Below are 14644 nucleotides of genomic sequence, written 5' to 3'. Positions count from 1 at the left end.
CACCGCGCAGGGAATGGTCAATCAATCAGGCTTGGCGATCCTGCGTACAAGTTTGATCACAACTACGAAGAACACCGGCACAAAGATTACCGCCAATGTGGCCGTAATCATCCCGCCAATCACCCCGGTACCAATCGCCTGCTGGCTCGCCGAACTCGCGCCCGTGGCAATCGCCAACGGCACCACACCCAGAATGAACGCCAGCGAAGTCATCACAATCGGCCGCAACCGCAGGCGCGCCGCTTGAAGCGTGGCGTCAATCAGGTCATGACCTTCGTCATACAGGCTCTTGGCAAATTCGATGATCAGAATCGCGTTCTTTGCCGACAGGCCAATGATGGTGATCAGGCCGACCTTGAAGAACACGTCGTTGGGCATTCCGCGCAGGGTCACCGCCAGCACCGCGCCGAGTACACCCAGCGGCACAACGAGCAACACCGATGTCGGAATCGACCAGCTCTCGTACAACGCAGCCAGACACAGGAACACGATCAGCAGCGAAAGCCCGAGCAGAATCGGCGCCTGACTGCCGGACAAACGTTCCTGCAGCGACAGACCGGTCCATTCCTGACCCATACCTTTCGGGCCTTGTGCGACTAGCCGTTCAATTTCCGCCATGGCTTCGCCGGTGCTGTGACCGGGTTTTGGTTCGCCGGAAATCGAAATCGCCGGGTAGCCGTTGTAGCGGGTCAATTGTGCCGGGCCTTGAGTCCACGTGGCTTTGACGAACGCCGACAACGGCACCATTTTCCCGGCGTCGTTGCGCACGTGCATTTTCAGCAGGTCATCGACCTGACTGCGGCGATCGCCTTCAGCCTGCACGACTACCCGTTGCATGCGCCCCTGATTGGGGAAGTCGTTGACGTACGAAGAGCCGATGGCGGTGGACAGCGCATTGCCAACGTCTGCGAACGAAACTCCCAGCGCATTGGCCTGTTTGCGGTCCACTTCCAGCTGCACTTGGGGGGCTTCAGCCAGGGCACTTTCACGCACGTTCATCAGGATTGGGCTTTTCTCGGCGGCGGCGAGCAGTTGGGTGCGCGCTTCCATCAAGGTTGCATGACCGAGGCCGCCGCGATCCTGCAGGCGGAACTCGAAGCCGCTGGACGTGCCGAGGCCATCCACCGGCGGCGGCAGCACGGCGAAAGCCACGGCATCCTTGATCTGGCTGAGGGCGATGTTGGCGCGGTCGGCAATCGAACTTGCCGAGTCGTCGCTGCCACGCTGCGACCAGTCCTTGAGCGTGGTGAACGCCAACGCAGCATTCTGGCCGCTGCCGGAGAAGCTGAACCCGAGAATCACGGTGCTGTCGCCCACGCCCGGTTCGCTGGCGTTGTGCGCTTCGATCTGCTCGACCACCTGCACCGTGCGGTTCTTGCTCGCACCGGGTGGCAGTTGAATGTCGGTGATGGTGTAACCCTGGTCCTCGACCGGTAGAAACGAGGAGGGCAGCCGCGCGAAGCACAGACCCAGACCCACCAGCAATACAACGTAGATCAGCAGATAGCGTCCGGTGCGTTTCAGTGCGTAGCCGACCCAGCCCTGATAGCGATCAGTCAACTGCTCGAAGCGGCGATTGAACCAGCCGAAGAACCCGGTTTTCTCGTGGTGTTCGCCTTTGGCGATCGGCTTGAGCAGCGTTGCGCACAACGCCGGGGTCAAGGTCAGGGCGAGAAACGCCGAGAACAGGATCGAGGTGGCCATCGACAGTGAGAATTGCCGGTAAATCACGCCCACCGAACCCTGCATGAAGGCCATCGGAATGAACACCGCGACAAGCACCAGCGTAATGCCGATGATCGCGCCGGTGATCTGGGTCATCGCCTTACGCGTCGCTTCTTTCGGCGACAGGCCTTCAGTAGCCATGATCCGCTCGACGTTCTCCACCACCACGATGGCGTCGTCCACCAGAATGCCGATGGCCAGCACCATGCCGAACATGGTCAGCACGTTGATCGAGAAGCCCAGCGCCAGCATCGTCGCAAAAGTACCCATCAACGCTACCGGCACAACCAGCGTCGGAATCAGGGTGTAGCGGATGTTCTGCAGGAACAGGAACATCACCGCAAATACCAGCAGCATCGCTTCGCCAAGGGTGTAGACCACTTTGGTGATCGAGACCTTCACGAATGGCGACGTGTCGTAAGGAATCTTGTATTCCACGCCGGCCGGGAAGTAGCGCGACAGCTCATCCATCTTCGCCCGGATCAAGGTCGCGGTGCTGAGGGCGTTGGCACCCGGCGACAGTTGCACACCGACGGCGGTGGACGGCTTGCCGTTAAGACGGGTGCCGAACTGGTATTCCTGGCTGCCGATCTCGACCCGCGCCACATCCTTGATGCGCACGGTGGAGCCGTCCGGGTTGGCCTTGAGCACGATGTCGGCGAACTCTTCCGGTGTCGAAAGCTGACCCTTGACCAGAATCGTCGCGGTGATTTCCTGAGTGCTCGGGTTCGGCAGATCGCCGATGCTGCCGGCCGAGACCTGGGCGTTCTGCGCGACGATGGCGGCATTGACATCGGCCGGTGTCAGGTTGAAGCCGATCAGCTTCTGCGGATCGACCCAGATCCGCATCGCCCGCTCGGCGCCGTACAACTGGGCCTTGCCGACCCCGTCGATGCGCTTGATCTCGTTCATCACGTTGCGCGCCAGGTAATCGCTGAGTGCCACGTCGTCGAGCTTTCCGTCGCTGGAAGTCAAAGTGATCAGCAACAGGAAACCGGCGGAGACCTTCTCCACCTGCAAACCTTGCTGATTGACCGCTTGCGGCAGGCGTGACTCGACTACCTTCAGGCGATTCTGCACATCAACCTGCGCCAGTTCCGGGTTGGTGCCCGGCTGGAACGTGGCTTTGATCGTGGCACTGCCGAGGCTGCTCTGCGATTCGAAATACAGCAGATGATCGGCGCCGTTGAGCTCTTCCTCGATCAGGCTGACCACGCTTTCGTCGACGGTCTGCGCCGACGCGCCCGGGTACACGGCATAGATTTCGATCTGCGGCGGCGCGACATCGGGGTATTGCGCCACCGGCAATTGCGGGATGGCCAGCGCACCGGCCAACAGGATGAACAGCGCGACGACCCAGGCGAACACCGGGCGGTCGATAAAGAACTGCGGCATAGAAGAGCGTCCTGCTTACTGACCAGAGGTCTGGGCAAGTGGAAGAGGGGTGTCGTCGATCTGCACCACTTCGCCCGGACGGGCGTGTTGCAGGCCTTCGATGACAATGCGGTCGCCGGCCTTGAGGCCGCCGGTGACGATCCAGCGGTCGTTCTGTACCGCGCCGAGCTGTACCGGCTGCTGGGCGACGCGCATCTGGTCGTCGACGGTCAGGACCTGCGCCACACCGGCGCTGTCACGTTGCACCGCGCGTTGTGGCACGGTCAGGCCATGCTGGATCACGCCTTGTTCCAGACGCACGCGAACGTAGCTGCCCGGCAACAGATCGAGATCCGGATTGGGGAACTCGCTGCGCAGGATGATCTGACCGGTGCCCGGATCGACGGTAATGTCACTGAACAGCAACTTGCCCGGCAGCGGATAGAGGCTGCCGTCGTCCTGGATCAGCGTGGCTTTGACCTGATCCTGGCCGACCTGCTGCAACTGGCCGGAACGGAATGCCCGGCGCAACTCGTTGAGTTCGCGGGTCGACTGGGTCAGGTCGGCGTGGATCGGGTTCAGCTGCTGGATCAGCGCCATGGGCGTGGTTTCGTTCTGGCCGACCAGCGCACCTTCGGTGACCAAGGCACGGCCGACGCGCCCGGAAATCGGCGCGGTGACGGTGGCGTAACCGAGGTTCAGCTTCGCGCGCTCGACGGCTGCCTTGTTGGCGGCAACGTCAGCGGCGGTCTGCCGGGCATTGGCGCGGGCGTTGTCGTAATCCTGAGCGCTGATGGCCTTGTCGTCGATCAACTGGGCGTAGCGCTGCTCCTGCAGTTTCGCCTGGAACGCGTTGGCCTCGGCCTTGCGCAGGGCGGCTTCGGCGCTGTCGAGGTCAGCCTTGAACGGCGCCGGATCGATGCGGAACAGCACGTCGCCCTTTTTCACGTCGCTGCCTTCGCGATAGGTGCGTTGCAGCACGACCCCGGCCACCCGAGCGCGGACTTCGGCGATGCGCGGGGCGGCAATCCGCCCGCTCAGTTCGCTGCTGATCGACAGGGGGCGCGCCTCAAGGGTTTCAATCCGCACGGTGGCCGGCGGCGCCTGTTCCTCGGCGTTGGAGGATTTATCACAGGCACTCAGCGTCAGCGCCAATGCGATCAGGCCGAGCCCGGCCAGCAGATTCTTCGACATGTACAACCCCCAATATTGATCTGCGCATCCTACGGACAGTCGCAGAGGGTAGCGGTGAAGCTTTGTAGGTGCTGTGTGAAATTGTGTAAGGGTTTTGCTCGGGGACGAGTGAGGGCGTATATCCTTTACGCCTTGATATTTATTGCGACAGATATGCCGTCTTCGCGGGTAAGTCGAGTCGTCGCACCGCCGCTCCCACAGTGATTGTTGGTTTTCACAACATCTGTTTTCACACTGGACCTGTGGGAGCGGGCTTGCCCGCGAAGAGGCCCTGCCAGTCGCCACAGCACTTTCTGGATCATCAATGCCCAACATTCTTCTGGTCGAAGACGACACCGCCCTCGCCGAACTGATTTCGAGCTACCTGGAGCGCAACGGCTATTCCGTCAGCGTGATCGGCCGCGGCGACCATGTGCGCGAACGGGCGCGGCTCAATCCGCCGGATCTGGTGATTCTCGACCTGATGCTGCCGGGCCTCGACGGTTTGCAGGTCTGTCGCTTGTTGCGCGCCGATTCGGCAACGCTGCCGATCCTGATGCTCACCGCCCGCGACGATAGCCACGATCAGGTGCTGGGCCTGGAAATGGGCGCCGACGATTACGTGACCAAACCCTGCGAGCCACGGGTTTTGCTGGCGCGAGTTCGCACCTTGCTGCGGCGCAGCAGCCTCGGTGAGCCGATGACCGCCAACGACCGGATTCTGATGGGCAACCTGTGCATCGACCTGTCGGAGCGCACGGTGACCTGGCGCGAACAGCCGGTTGAACTGTCCAGCGGCGAATACAACCTGCTGGTGGTGCTGGCTCGTCACGCCGGGGAAGTGCTGAGCCGCGACCAGATCCTGCAACGCCTGCGCGGTATCGAGTTCAACGGCACTGACCGTTCGGTGGACGTGGCGATTTCCAAGCTGCGACGCAAGTTCGACGACCACGCCGGCGAGGCGCGCAAGATCAAGACCGTGTGGGGCAAGGGGTATCTGTTCAGCCGTTCCGAGTGGGAATGCTGATTCGATGTTCAGAATCCTGTTTCGCCTCTATCTGGTGACAATCGTCTCCTACAGTGCGGCGATCTATCTGGTGCCGGATCTGGTAGTGATGGCGTTCAAGCAGCGATTCGTCACTTACAACCTCGACTATTCCCGAGGCCTGCAATCGCTGATCACCAAGCAGTTTCGCGCGGTGCCGCAGGATCAGTGGCCGGCACTCGCGGCGTCGATGGACAAGGATTTCCAGCCGCTGCACATCGTGCTTGCCCGTATCGATGACCCCGGCTTCACCGCCATCGAGAAAGAACGTCTGCGACGCGGCGAGAACATGGTGCGGGTCGGCGACTGGGGCTGGCGCACGCTGGCGGTCACGCCGCTGAACGACGAAATGGCGGTGCAGATGGTGGTGCCGCCGGATCCGATGGACGTGAGTCTGTTGTACTGGAGCATCAACGTGCTGATCGGCGCGAGCCTGCTGGCGTGCCTGTTGCTCTGGTTTCGTCCGCACTGGCGTGATCTGGAACGCCTCAAGGGCACGGCCGAACGCTTCGGCAAGGGCCATTTGAGCGAGCGCACGCAAATCGGCCCGAGTTCCAATATCGGCAGCCTGGCCCACGTGTTCGACACCATGGCCGGTGATATCGAAAACCTGCTCAATCAGCAACGGGATCTGCTCAACGCCGTGTCCCACGAGCTGCGCACGCCGCTGACCCGCCTGGACTTCGGCCTGGCGCTGGCGCTGTCCGACGACTTGCCGCAAGCCAGCCGCGAGCGCCTGCAAGGGTTGGTCGCGCATATTCGTGAACTCGATGAATTGGTGCTGGAGTTGCTGTCCTACAGTCGCCTGCAGAATCCGGCGAAGTTGCCGGAGCAGGTCGAAGTGTCGCTGGACGAGTTCATCGACAGCATTCTGGGCAGCGTCGATGAAGAACTGGAATCCCCGGAAATCGTCATCGATGTGCTGCTGCACAATCAGCTGGAACGCTTTTCCCTCGACCCGCGCCTGACGGCCCGCGCGATTCAGAACCTGCTGCGCAACGCCATGCGCTACTGCGAAAAGCGCATTCAGATTGGCGTGCAGGTTTGTCCGAAGGGTTGTGAGATCTGGGTGGATGACGACGGCATCGGCATTCCGGAAGATGAGCGGGAGCGGATTTTCGAGCCGTTCTATCGACTGGATCGCAGCCGCGATCGGGCGACCGGCGGGTTTGGCCTGGGCCTGGCGATCAGCCGCCGGGCGCTGGAAGCGCAGGGCGGGACGTTGACGGTGGAAGGTTCGCCGTTGGGTGGGGCGCGGTTCAGACTTTGGCTGCCAACCCCCATGTAATGCTCGTTCCCACGCTCCGCGTGGGAATGCATACCGTGACGCTCCGCGTCACAGTGGACGCAGAGCGTCCATGGCGGCATTCCCACGCAGAGCGTGGGAACGATCAGTGCGCTGGGTGGAAATTAGAGGATCTCAGTGGACTGGATCAACCCGACCCCGGCCACCTGCATCCGCTCGATCGCCGTCGCCAGCGAGCCATTCAAATCAATCGCCCGGCACGCATCCAGCACCACAAACGCATTGAACCCCGCCGCCCGAGCATCCAGTGCGGAGAACATCACGCAGAAATCCAGCGCCAGACCGACCATGTACACCGTGTCGATACCGCGTTCCTTCAGATAACCGGCCAGGCCCGTGGTCGTGACGCGATCCGCTTCCAGAAACGCCGAATAACTGTCGATGTCCGGGTTGCAGCCCTTGCGGATGATCAATTGCGCGTGGGGCAGATCGAGTCCCGTGTGAAACTCGGCACCGCGTGAACCCTGAATGCAGTGATCCGGCCACAGCGTCTGCTCGCCGTACGGCAGTTGAATCACGTCATAGGGCTGGCGGCCTGGGTGGCTGGAGGCAAACGACGCATGCCCGGCCGGGTGCCAGTCCTGTGCGATGACCACTTGCTTGAACTGCCCGGCGAGCCGGTTGATCAACGGAACAATCAAATCACCTTCCGGCACGGCCAACTGGCCGCCGGGAATGAAGTCGTTCTGCACGTCGATGACCAGCAGGGCTGTACGTGGCGAAATCGGCATAAATCCATCCTTCTGGGAAAATCACCCGAGCAGCATAGTGACAAAATTCTTTAAACGTTCAGCCGGGTCTTAAACATTTTTGCCATGTCCTCCAGCTCGGAAGCCGGGTGGTGGCCGATCAGCATCCAGGCGTGTTCGCGTTCGGTCCAGTACACCACGTTCATCCCGTGCCGACGTTCATGGGCCAGCGGCTGGCTGCCGCTGTTGGTGCGCGTGACGCAAAGCGCCAGCGGGCCGTGGGTGGCGTCGAGCCAGGTCATCTGGGCGATGGGCACTCCGTCGTACTCGAGCAATTGCGCGCGTTTGAACTGCGCGCCGGGCAGTTTCAGTTTCGCCGGCGACAGGTTTACGCCCAGCCGCGCGTCGACGGTTCGCAACTGCGCCTGTTGCGAGGCTTCATCGGTGGGCAGATGTTCGAGGGTCTGCGGCACATACAGCGCCATGTAATCGCCCACCCGTTCGCGCCAGTTGTGCGATTGCTGAGTTTGCCAGGCCAGGAACAAGCGGTCCGTCGCGACACCTGCAAGCGCCACGCCCGCTGCCGCTGCGCCGATGAACCAGCGCCGGCTGAAACCGGGTTTCTGCGGTGACGGCGCGGCATCGAGCCGGGCCTGCAAGCGATCGAGCGGCGCCTGTTGCGCCAGTTCGTCGTAGGCAGCCTTGAACGGCAGGTTGCTGCGGCTCAGCCATTGCACCCGCAAACTCAGCAGCGGATCGTCGGCGATGAGGCTGTCGAGCTGGCTGCGCTGTTCGCGGTCCAGTTCATCGTCCAGATACGCCACCAGTTGCTCGTCGGAAGGCGCATTCATTGCCGATCTCCTGCGGGGCTCTTCGGTACCGCTTGCAGCGGCGGGTATTCGGCCAGTTTCAGGCGCGCGGTGGCCAGCCGGCTCATGACTGTGCCGATCGGCACTTGCAGGATCTCGGCAACTTCGCGGTAGGACAGCCCCTCGACGTAAGCCAGATAAACCGTTTCGCGTTGGGTTTCCGGCAACGCATCGACCCGGCGGATCACCTGCGCCGCCATCACGTGGGTCTGCGCGGCGTATTCGCCATCGAACGTCAGCTGGCTGTCGGCGTCCGCCACGCCCTGGCCCTGGCGCACCCGGCGGGCGCGCACTTCGTTGAGCCAGATCGAATGCAGAATGCTCAGCAGCCAGCGATCCATGCGTGTGCCGGCCACATACTGCCCCGAACGCTCCAGCGCCCGCACGCAGGTGGCTTGCACCAGATCCTCGGCCACGTGCCGATTGCGCGACAGCAGCAAGCCGTAACGCCACAGGCGCGCCAGGTGTTGCCCGAGTTCGGCTCTGAAGGCCTGATCGCTGAAAATGTTCGCCTCCGCGTGTCGTGTCAGGTTTTCGATGAATCGTTGATGGCTTCGGCCAGGTCCCGGTATTCCTCGCAGGTCGTGCCGCAGATCTTCTGGATGTGCTGCAGCTGTTCCTGCGCCAGATCGACGCGGCCCTTGATGACGTAAGCCTCGCCCAGGTATTCGCGGACCTGCGCGTACTGCGGATCAAGCTTCACCGATTGCAGGTAATAACCGATGCCTTCGTCGGTGCGCCCCAGTTTGCGTGTGGCGTAACCGCGATAGTTGAGAGCCTTGGCGGTGTTCGGTTGCTCCAGCGTATCGAGCAGGGCCAGGGCTTCTTCATAACGGCCGGCCTTGGCCAGACGGTAGGCGTAGTCGGTCCGGTCGGCGTCGGGCACCAGATGGCTGGTCTGCATCACGCACTTCTGCGTCTTGGTGTCGAACACCTGGCCTTTCGGGCAGTTGGGTTTCTGCACCGGCTCGTCTTCATCGCCGTGGGCCAGGGCCAAAGGGCTGGACAACATCGCGGCCACCAGCAACGGGGCGGCGAACATAACGGAACGGATAGTCATGGGCAAGGCTCCACAGGGGGTCATGTTTCACTTTGAACACCACAGGGTGAACATTTATTCATTGCTTTGTCAGGCTTTGTTAAAGGAAAGCCCTTTTTCCGGCGCTATGCTGGTCATCGTTCGTCGTTGATCTGCAGTTCTACCATGGGAGTTTGGCCATGAAAGATCAGGTTCACCACTCGGCCGCCAGCGGCTACAAGACCGCTGCCGACACCTACGTCAAAGGCCGGCCCGACTATCCGCCGGCGGTCAGCGATTGGCTGACAGGCACACTGGGCCTCGATGGCCACAAGACCGTTATCGACCTCGGCGCCGGCACCGGCAAGTTCACCGGACGGCTGGTGACGACCGGCGCCCAGGTAATCGCCGTGGAACCGGTGGCGCAGATGCTGGAAAAACTGTCGCTGGCCTGGCCGCAGGTGCTGGCCGTCAGCGGTACGGCAACGGATCTGCTGTTGCCCGATGCCTCGGTGGATGCCGTGGTCTGCGCGCAGGCCTTTCACTGGTTTGCCAGTCGCGAGGCGCTGGATGAAATCGCTCGGGTCCTCAAACCGGGCGGCAAGCTGGGCCTGATCTGGAACCTGCGCGACACCCGGATCGACTGGGTGCCCAAGCTGGACGCCATCGTCAATGCGCTGGAAGGCGATACACCGCGCTTCTACACCGGCGAGTGGCGCAAGGCCTTTCCCCATCCGGGTTTCGGGCCATTGCAGGCGCAGCACTTTCAGCATGGTCATACAGGCTCGCCGGAAGATGTGATTTTCAACCGGGTACGCTCCACCAGTTTCATTGCCGCGTTGAGCGATCAACAGCGCGCGAAGATCGACGAGCAGATTACTCAACTGATTGCCGGCGAGCCGCAACTGCGGGGCAGGGAGGTGGTGACAGTGCCCTATGAGACCGCCGCCTTCGTCGCGGTGAAGAACGGCTAGAGTCCCGCATTTGGCCGAACCGCCGTGCTGATGCCTTGTTATAGTTCGGGCCTCATTTTCAGCCCGGTAAAGGATTTCTGCCATGACTCAATACACCGCCTTCAGCGTCGAACTGGCCGACAACATCGCCCATGTGCAGATCAATCGTCCGGAAAAGATCAATTCGATGAACGCCGCGTTCTGGAGTGAAATCGTCGAGGTGTTCCAGTGGATCGACGACACCGACGAAGTGCGGGTGGTGGTGCTCAGCGGCGCTGGCAAACACTTTTCCTCGGGCATCGACCTGATGATGCTGGCCGGCGTGGCCAATGAGCTGGGCAAGGACGTCGGCCGTAACGCGCGCCTGCTGCGCAAAAAGATCCTGACCCTGCAAGCCTCGTTCAATGCGGTCGACAATTGCCGTAAACCGGTACTCGCGGCGATCCAGGGTTATTGCCTGGGCGGCGCTATCGACCTGATCGCCGCCTGCGACATGCGCTACGCCGCCGAAGACGCGCAATTCTCGATCAAGGAAATCGACATCGGCATGGCGGCTGACGTCGGCACCCTGCAACGGTTGCCACGGATCATCGGTGACGGCATGCTGCGTGAACTGGCTTACACCGGTCGCACCTTTGGCGCCGAAGAAGCGCGCAGCATCGGCCTGGTCAATCGCGTCTACAGCGACAAGGACGGCTTGATCGAAGGCGTGATGGACATTGCCCGGGACATCGCCGGCAAGTCGCCGATCGCGGTCACCGGCACCAAGGAAATGATCAGCTACATGCGCGACCATCGCATTGACGACGGTCTCGAGTACGTTGCCACCTGGAACGCCGCCATGCTGCAATCCAACGATTTGCGCGTGGCCATGGCCGCCCATATGAGCAAACAGAAACCTGAATTTCTGGATTGAGAAACCATGACATCTCGCTGGACCACTGCAGTACTGGACACCGATCAACCCGGCGGCTGGGCCGTGGCGCGCAGCCCCGAGGGTTTCCTGTTCGATGACAACGGCGCGCTGTTCCCCCGGGAATGGCTCAAGCGCCAGGACTTGTCGATCCTGGCCGAGCACGGTATCGGTCATCTCGATGGCGAGCCGGTGTATCTGCTGGAACTGCACAGCACCAGCGAGGTGCCGGGCTGCAACTGGAAAGGCCTTCGGGCGTTCATGCTCGACGGCGATCACACGATCTACAAAGTGCTGGGTTACGCGGCGCAAATCGGGACCTGGGCCCGTGAGCACCGGTTCTGCGGCAACTGCGGTCAGGCCATGACCCAGGTGCCACGGGAGCGGGCGATGTATTGCCAGCCCTGCGATCTGCGCAGTTATCCGCGAATTTCGCCGAGCATGATCGTGCTGGTGACCCGTGGCGATGAAGTGCTGCTGGCGCGCTCACCGCGTTTCGTCACCGGGGTCTACAGCACGCTGGCCGGGTTTGCCGAACCGGGTGAGTCGGCCGAGGATTGTCTGATCCGCGAAGTGCGCGAAGAAGTGCAGATCGAGGTGAAGAACATCCAGTACATGGGCAGCCAGTGCTGGCCATTCCCGCACTCGATGATGCTCGGCTTCCATGCCGAATACGCCGGTGGCGAGATTGTCTGCCAGGAGGACGAAATCGAAGACGCCCAGTGGTTCAACGTGCACGATCTGCCGCCGTTGCCGGCGTCCAAATCGATTGCCCGATACCTGATCGACGTCTACGTGGCGCGGCGCTTAGGCCACGCTGAACCAGTGTTGCCAGGCTAGACGCACGGTCAACCCCAGTACCACGGTGATGAACACCGGACGAATGAACTTGGCGCCGCCGCTGATCGCGGTGCGCGCCCCGAAGAACGCGCCAACCATCACCGACAGGCCCATGCTCAGGCCGATGATCCAGTCCACTTGCCCGGAAAACACGAACACCGACAGCGCCGCAATGTTGCTGACGAAGTTCATGCTGCGCGCCACGCCGCTGGCCTTGACCAGATCGATCGGGTACAGCAGCAGACTGCTGACGGTCCAGAACGCACCAGTGCCGGGACCGGCCACGCCGTCGTAGAAACCGAGGCTGAAGCCCTGGGTCGATTGCCACTTCTTTTTGATCGGTGCGTCGCTGTCCAGCGGCGCTTTCGGCGTGCCGCCAAACAACAGGTATAGGCCACAGGCGAAGACGATCACCGGCAGCATCTTGTTCAGCCATTCGGCGGGCAGGTAATGGGCGACGATGGCGCCGGTCAGCGCACCGACCAGCGTGCCGACGATGGCGTGCATCCACTGCTTGGGATGGAACAGCTTGCGTCGGTAGAAGGTGAAACTGGCGGTGGCCGAACCGAAGGTCGAACTCAGCTTGTTGGTGCCCAACACAAGGTGTGGCGGCAAACCGGCCGTGAGCAGCGCAGGCGTGGTCAACAGACCGCCACCGCCGGCGATGGCGTCGATGAATCCGGCAATGAAAGCGACAAGGGCCAGAACGGCCAGGGTGGTGAGGTCAACGCTGAGTTCGAAAGGCATGGAATCGGCTTATTTCGGCAGGGCGCAGAGCTGGGCTGCGGGGAGGGCAGTCATGTTACTCATTTCCAGGTGTTGCGGCGACCCATATGGCCTCATCGCTGGCAAGTCCTTTCCCCGACTGTTCAACTGTTGCCCACCGAACAGGCACCCAACAAATCACCCTCCCACCATGCATGCCGATTGCCTGCATCCCCAATAAAACCGGGCCTCCTGTCGCTGGCACGCTTGCTGCTCTAGCTCACTCATCTTCATCAACTGTCCCGAGGACACGCCAATGAGTCAGCAAGCCGTTAAATTTGCCTACTGGGTGCCGAACGTCAGCGGTGGGCTGGTGGTCAGCAAGATCGAGCAGCGCACCGACTGGGGCATCGACTACAACCGCAAGCTGGCGCAACTGGCCGAAGCGGCGGGTTTCGAATACGCCCTGACGCAAATCCGCTTCACCGCCGGTTACGGCGCCGAGTTCCAGCATGAATCGGTTGCTTTCAGCCATGCGCTGCTCGCGGCCACCAGCAAGCTCAAAGTCATCGCCGCCATTCTGCCCGGGCCGTGGCAACCGGCGCTGGCGGCCAAGCAGTTGGCGACCATCGATCAACTCACCAACGGCCGGATTGCGGTGAATATCGTCAGCGGCTGGTTCAAGGGCGAATTCCAGGCCATTGGCGAGCATTGGCTGGAGCACGACGAGCGCTATCGTCGTTCGGAGGAGTTCATCCGTTCATTGCGAGGGATCTGGAGTCAGGACAACTTCACCTTCCGTGGCGATTTCTATCGCTTCGACAACTACAGCCTCAAACCGAAACCGCTGGGCCGCCCGGAAATCTTTCAGGGCGGCAGCTCCCGGGCCGCGCGGGACATGGCGGCACGGGTGTCGGACTGGTATTTCACCAACGGCAACAGCGTCGAGGGCATCAAGGCGCAGGTCGACGACATTCGCGCCAAAGCGGCGGCAAACCATCATTCAGTAAAAATCGGGGTGAATGCTTTTGTGATCGCCCGAGATACCGAGGAAGAAGCCAAAGCGGTGCTGGCGCAAATCATCGATCAGGCTGACCCGGAAGCGGTGAATGCCTTCGGTGATGCGGCGAAACAGGCGGGCAGGGCGTCGCCGGAAGGTGAGGGCAACTGGGCCAAATCGACCTTTGAAGACCTGGTGCAGTACAACGACGGCTTCAAGACCAACCTGATCGGTACGCCGCAGCAGATTGCCGAGAGGATCGTCGCATTGAAAGCGGTGGGGGTTGATCTGGTCTTGGCGGGGTTCCTGCATTTTCAGGAAGAGGTGGAGTATTTCGGCCAGCGGGTGTTGCCTTTGGTGAGGGAACTGGAAGCCAAAGCGCAATCGGTACAAACCGCTGAAGTCGCCTGAACACCAAAAAACTGTGGGAGCTGGCTTGCCAGCGATAGTGGTCTGTCAGTCAACTCAGGTGTTGAATGTTCAATTGCTATCGCCAGCAAGCCAGCTCCCACAGGGATCAGGTCGATTTCAAGTTACAGACCCAGTTCCGACAACCCCGGATGATCATCCGGGCGCCGGCCCAGTGGCCAGTGGAACTTGCGTTCGCTTTCCTTGATCGGCATGTCGTTGATGCAGGCATAACGCTGGAACATCAGACCGTTGTCATCAAATTCCCAGTTCTCATTGCCGTATGAACGGAACCAGTTGCCCGAGTCGTCGTGCCATTCATAGGCGTAGCGCACGGCGATGCGGGTGTCGGAGTAGGCCCAGAGTTCCTTGATCAGGCGGTAGTCCAGTTCCTTGGCCCATTTGCGGGTCAGGAAACCTTTGGCTTCTTCGCGATTGTTGGCGAATTCGGCGCGGTTACGCCATTTGGTGTCCAGGGTGTAGGCCAGCGACACGCGCTCCGGGTCGCGGGAGTTCCAGCCATCCTCGGCCAGACGAACTTTTTCAATGGCGGATTCACGGTTGAACGGTGGCAATGGCGGACGAACTTCGGCTGCAGTAGACATGTTTGTCTCCCGATCTATTAA

14 protein-coding genes are annotated in these 14644 nt (G+C 61.4%); 6 read left to right on the top strand and 8 right to left on the bottom strand.

Going from position 1 to position 14644, the window contains the following annotated elements:
• Nucleotides 1–21: 21 nt before the first annotated feature.
• On the bottom strand, nt 22–3120 hold the full coding sequence (locus CAF77_RS05870) for an efflux RND transporter permease subunit (RefSeq protein ID WP_064381462.1): 3099 nt from the start codon (nt 3118–3120) through the stop codon (nt 22–24).
• Nucleotides 3121–3135: 15 nt separating this feature from the next.
• Nucleotides 3136–4293, bottom strand: a complete 1158-nt coding sequence (locus CAF77_RS05865; RefSeq protein WP_011334302.1) for an efflux RND transporter periplasmic adaptor subunit — start codon at nt 4291–4293, stop codon at nt 3136–3138.
• Nucleotides 4294–4597: 304 nt separating this feature from the next.
• Here CAF77_RS05865 and CAF77_RS05860 point away from each other — a divergent pair, with 304 nt between their 5' ends.
• Nucleotides 4598–5299: a response regulator transcription factor gene (locus CAF77_RS05860; protein ID WP_007960391.1), complete on the top strand. Its 702-nt coding sequence runs from the start codon at nt 4598–4600 to the stop codon at nt 5297–5299.
• Nucleotides 5300–5303: 4 nt separating this feature from the next.
• Complete coding sequence (locus CAF77_RS05855; protein WP_064381464.1) at nt 5304–6605, top strand: ATP-binding protein; 1302 nt, start codon at nt 5304–5306, stop codon at nt 6603–6605.
• A 122-nt stretch (nt 6606–6727) separates the two neighbouring features.
• Here the strand turns inward: CAF77_RS05855 and pncA are convergent, their stop codons facing one another.
• The 4 genes from pncA to CAF77_RS05835 form a co-directional block, all read right to left on the bottom strand.
• A complete protein-coding gene (gene pncA, locus CAF77_RS05850) occupies nt 6728–7354 on the bottom strand; it encodes a bifunctional nicotinamidase/pyrazinamidase (RefSeq protein WP_064381465.1) in 627 nt (208 codons plus the stop codon).
• Between the two features lie 50 nt (nt 7355–7404).
• The gene (locus tag CAF77_RS05845) at nt 7405–8163 is read right to left on the bottom strand and encodes an anti-sigma factor (protein WP_064381466.1); all 759 of its coding nucleotides are present in this window, start codon (nt 8161–8163) and stop codon (nt 7405–7407) included.
• Nucleotides 8160–8645 carry a sigma-70 family RNA polymerase sigma factor gene (locus CAF77_RS05840; RefSeq protein WP_139831562.1) on the bottom strand — a complete coding sequence of 162 codons (486 nt, stop codon included), beginning with the start codon at nt 8643–8645 and terminating at the stop codon, nt 8160–8162. The genes CAF77_RS05845 and CAF77_RS05840 overlap by 4 nt, the downstream gene beginning before the upstream one ends.
• Before the next feature lie 62 nt (nt 8646–8707).
• Nucleotides 8708–9241 carry a tetratricopeptide repeat protein gene (locus CAF77_RS05835; protein ID WP_011334294.1) on the bottom strand — a complete coding sequence of 178 codons (534 nt, stop codon included), beginning with the start codon at nt 9239–9241 and terminating at the stop codon, nt 8708–8710.
• Between the two features lie 158 nt (nt 9242–9399).
• Between CAF77_RS05835 and CAF77_RS05830 the strand changes: the two genes are divergently transcribed.
• The 3 genes from CAF77_RS05830 (at nt 9400) to nudC (ending at nt 11905) form a co-directional block, all read left to right on the top strand.
• Complete coding sequence (locus tag CAF77_RS05830) at nt 9400–10173, top strand: class I SAM-dependent methyltransferase (RefSeq protein ID WP_064381468.1); 774 nt, start codon at nt 9400–9402, stop codon at nt 10171–10173.
• An 82-nt stretch (nt 10174–10255) separates the two neighbouring features.
• Nucleotides 10256–11068: a crotonase/enoyl-CoA hydratase family protein gene (locus tag CAF77_RS05825; RefSeq protein ID WP_011334292.1), complete on the top strand. Its 813-nt coding sequence runs from the start codon at nt 10256–10258 to the stop codon at nt 11066–11068.
• 6 nt (nt 11069–11074) lie between these two features.
• Nucleotides 11075–11905: an NAD(+) diphosphatase gene (nudC, locus tag CAF77_RS05820; RefSeq protein ID WP_064381471.1), complete on the top strand. Its 831-nt coding sequence runs from the start codon at nt 11075–11077 to the stop codon at nt 11903–11905.
• On the opposite strand, the gene CAF77_RS05815 is transcribed toward nudC, so the two are convergent.
• On the bottom strand, nt 11873–12652 hold the full coding sequence (locus CAF77_RS05815; RefSeq protein WP_011334290.1) for a TSUP family transporter: 780 nt from the start codon (nt 12650–12652) through the stop codon (nt 11873–11875). The two genes, nudC and CAF77_RS05815, sit on opposite strands and share 33 nt — an antisense overlap.
• Before the next feature lie 274 nt (nt 12653–12926).
• On the opposite strand from CAF77_RS05815, the gene sfnG reads away from it, so the two are divergent.
• Entirely contained in the window at nt 12927–14021 is a 1095-nt protein-coding gene (gene sfnG / locus CAF77_RS05810) for a dimethylsulfone monooxygenase SfnG (RefSeq protein WP_064381473.1), read from the top strand.
• Nucleotides 14022–14143: 122 nt separating this feature from the next.
• Here the strand turns inward: sfnG and CAF77_RS05805 are convergent, their stop codons facing one another.
• Nucleotides 14144–14623 (bottom strand): nuclear transport factor 2 family protein, encoded by a 480-nt coding sequence (locus tag CAF77_RS05805; protein WP_039768666.1) that lies wholly within the window; start codon nt 14621–14623, stop codon nt 14144–14146.
• Between the last annotated feature and the right edge of the window lie 21 nt (nt 14624–14644).

The sequence above is a fragment of the Pseudomonas sp. R15(2017) genome, assembly GCF_002112685.1.
Classification (GTDB): domain Bacteria; phylum Pseudomonadota; class Gammaproteobacteria; order Pseudomonadales; family Pseudomonadaceae; genus Aquipseudomonas; species Aquipseudomonas glycinae.
Note: the sequence above shows the minus strand (reverse complement) of the source record. Positions and strands in the feature narration are given on the sequence as shown.

What these genes read in the sequence shown, in the direction of transcription:
- CAF77_RS05870 (WP_064381462.1), bottom strand. Translation starts at nt 3,120, where the DNA reads ATGCCGCAGTTCTTTATCGACCGCCCGGTGTTCGCCTGGGTCGTCGCG.
- CAF77_RS05865 (WP_011334302.1), bottom strand. Translation starts at nt 4,293, where the DNA reads ATGTCGAAGAATCTGCTGGCCGGGCTCGGCCTGATCGCATTGGCGCTG.
- CAF77_RS05860 (WP_007960391.1), top strand. Translation starts at nt 4,598, where the DNA reads ATGCCCAACATTCTTCTGGTCGAAGACGACACCGCCCTCGCCGAACTG.
- CAF77_RS05855 (WP_064381464.1), top strand. Translation starts at nt 5,304, where the DNA reads ATGTTCAGAATCCTGTTTCGCCTCTATCTGGTGACAATCGTCTCCTAC.
- pncA (WP_064381465.1), bottom strand. Translation starts at nt 7,354, where the DNA reads ATGCCGATTTCGCCACGTACAGCCCTGCTGGTCATCGACGTGCAGAAC.
- CAF77_RS05845 (WP_064381466.1), bottom strand. Translation starts at nt 8,163, where the DNA reads ATGAATGCGCCTTCCGACGAGCAACTGGTGGCGTATCTGGACGATGAA.
- CAF77_RS05835 (WP_011334294.1), bottom strand. Translation starts at nt 9,241, where the DNA reads ATGACTATCCGTTCCGTTATGTTCGCCGCCCCGTTGCTGGTGGCCGCG.
- CAF77_RS05830 (WP_064381468.1), top strand. Translation starts at nt 9,400, where the DNA reads ATGAAAGATCAGGTTCACCACTCGGCCGCCAGCGGCTACAAGACCGCT.
- CAF77_RS05825 (WP_011334292.1), top strand. Translation starts at nt 10,256, where the DNA reads ATGACTCAATACACCGCCTTCAGCGTCGAACTGGCCGACAACATCGCC.
- nudC (WP_064381471.1), top strand. Translation starts at nt 11,075, where the DNA reads ATGACATCTCGCTGGACCACTGCAGTACTGGACACCGATCAACCCGGC.
- CAF77_RS05815 (WP_011334290.1), bottom strand. Translation starts at nt 12,652, where the DNA reads ATGCCTTTCGAACTCAGCGTTGACCTCACCACCCTGGCCGTTCTGGCC.
- sfnG (WP_064381473.1), top strand. Translation starts at nt 12,927, where the DNA reads ATGAGTCAGCAAGCCGTTAAATTTGCCTACTGGGTGCCGAACGTCAGC.
- CAF77_RS05805 (WP_039768666.1), bottom strand. Translation starts at nt 14,623, where the DNA reads ATGTCTACTGCAGCCGAAGTTCGTCCGCCATTGCCACCGTTCAACCGT.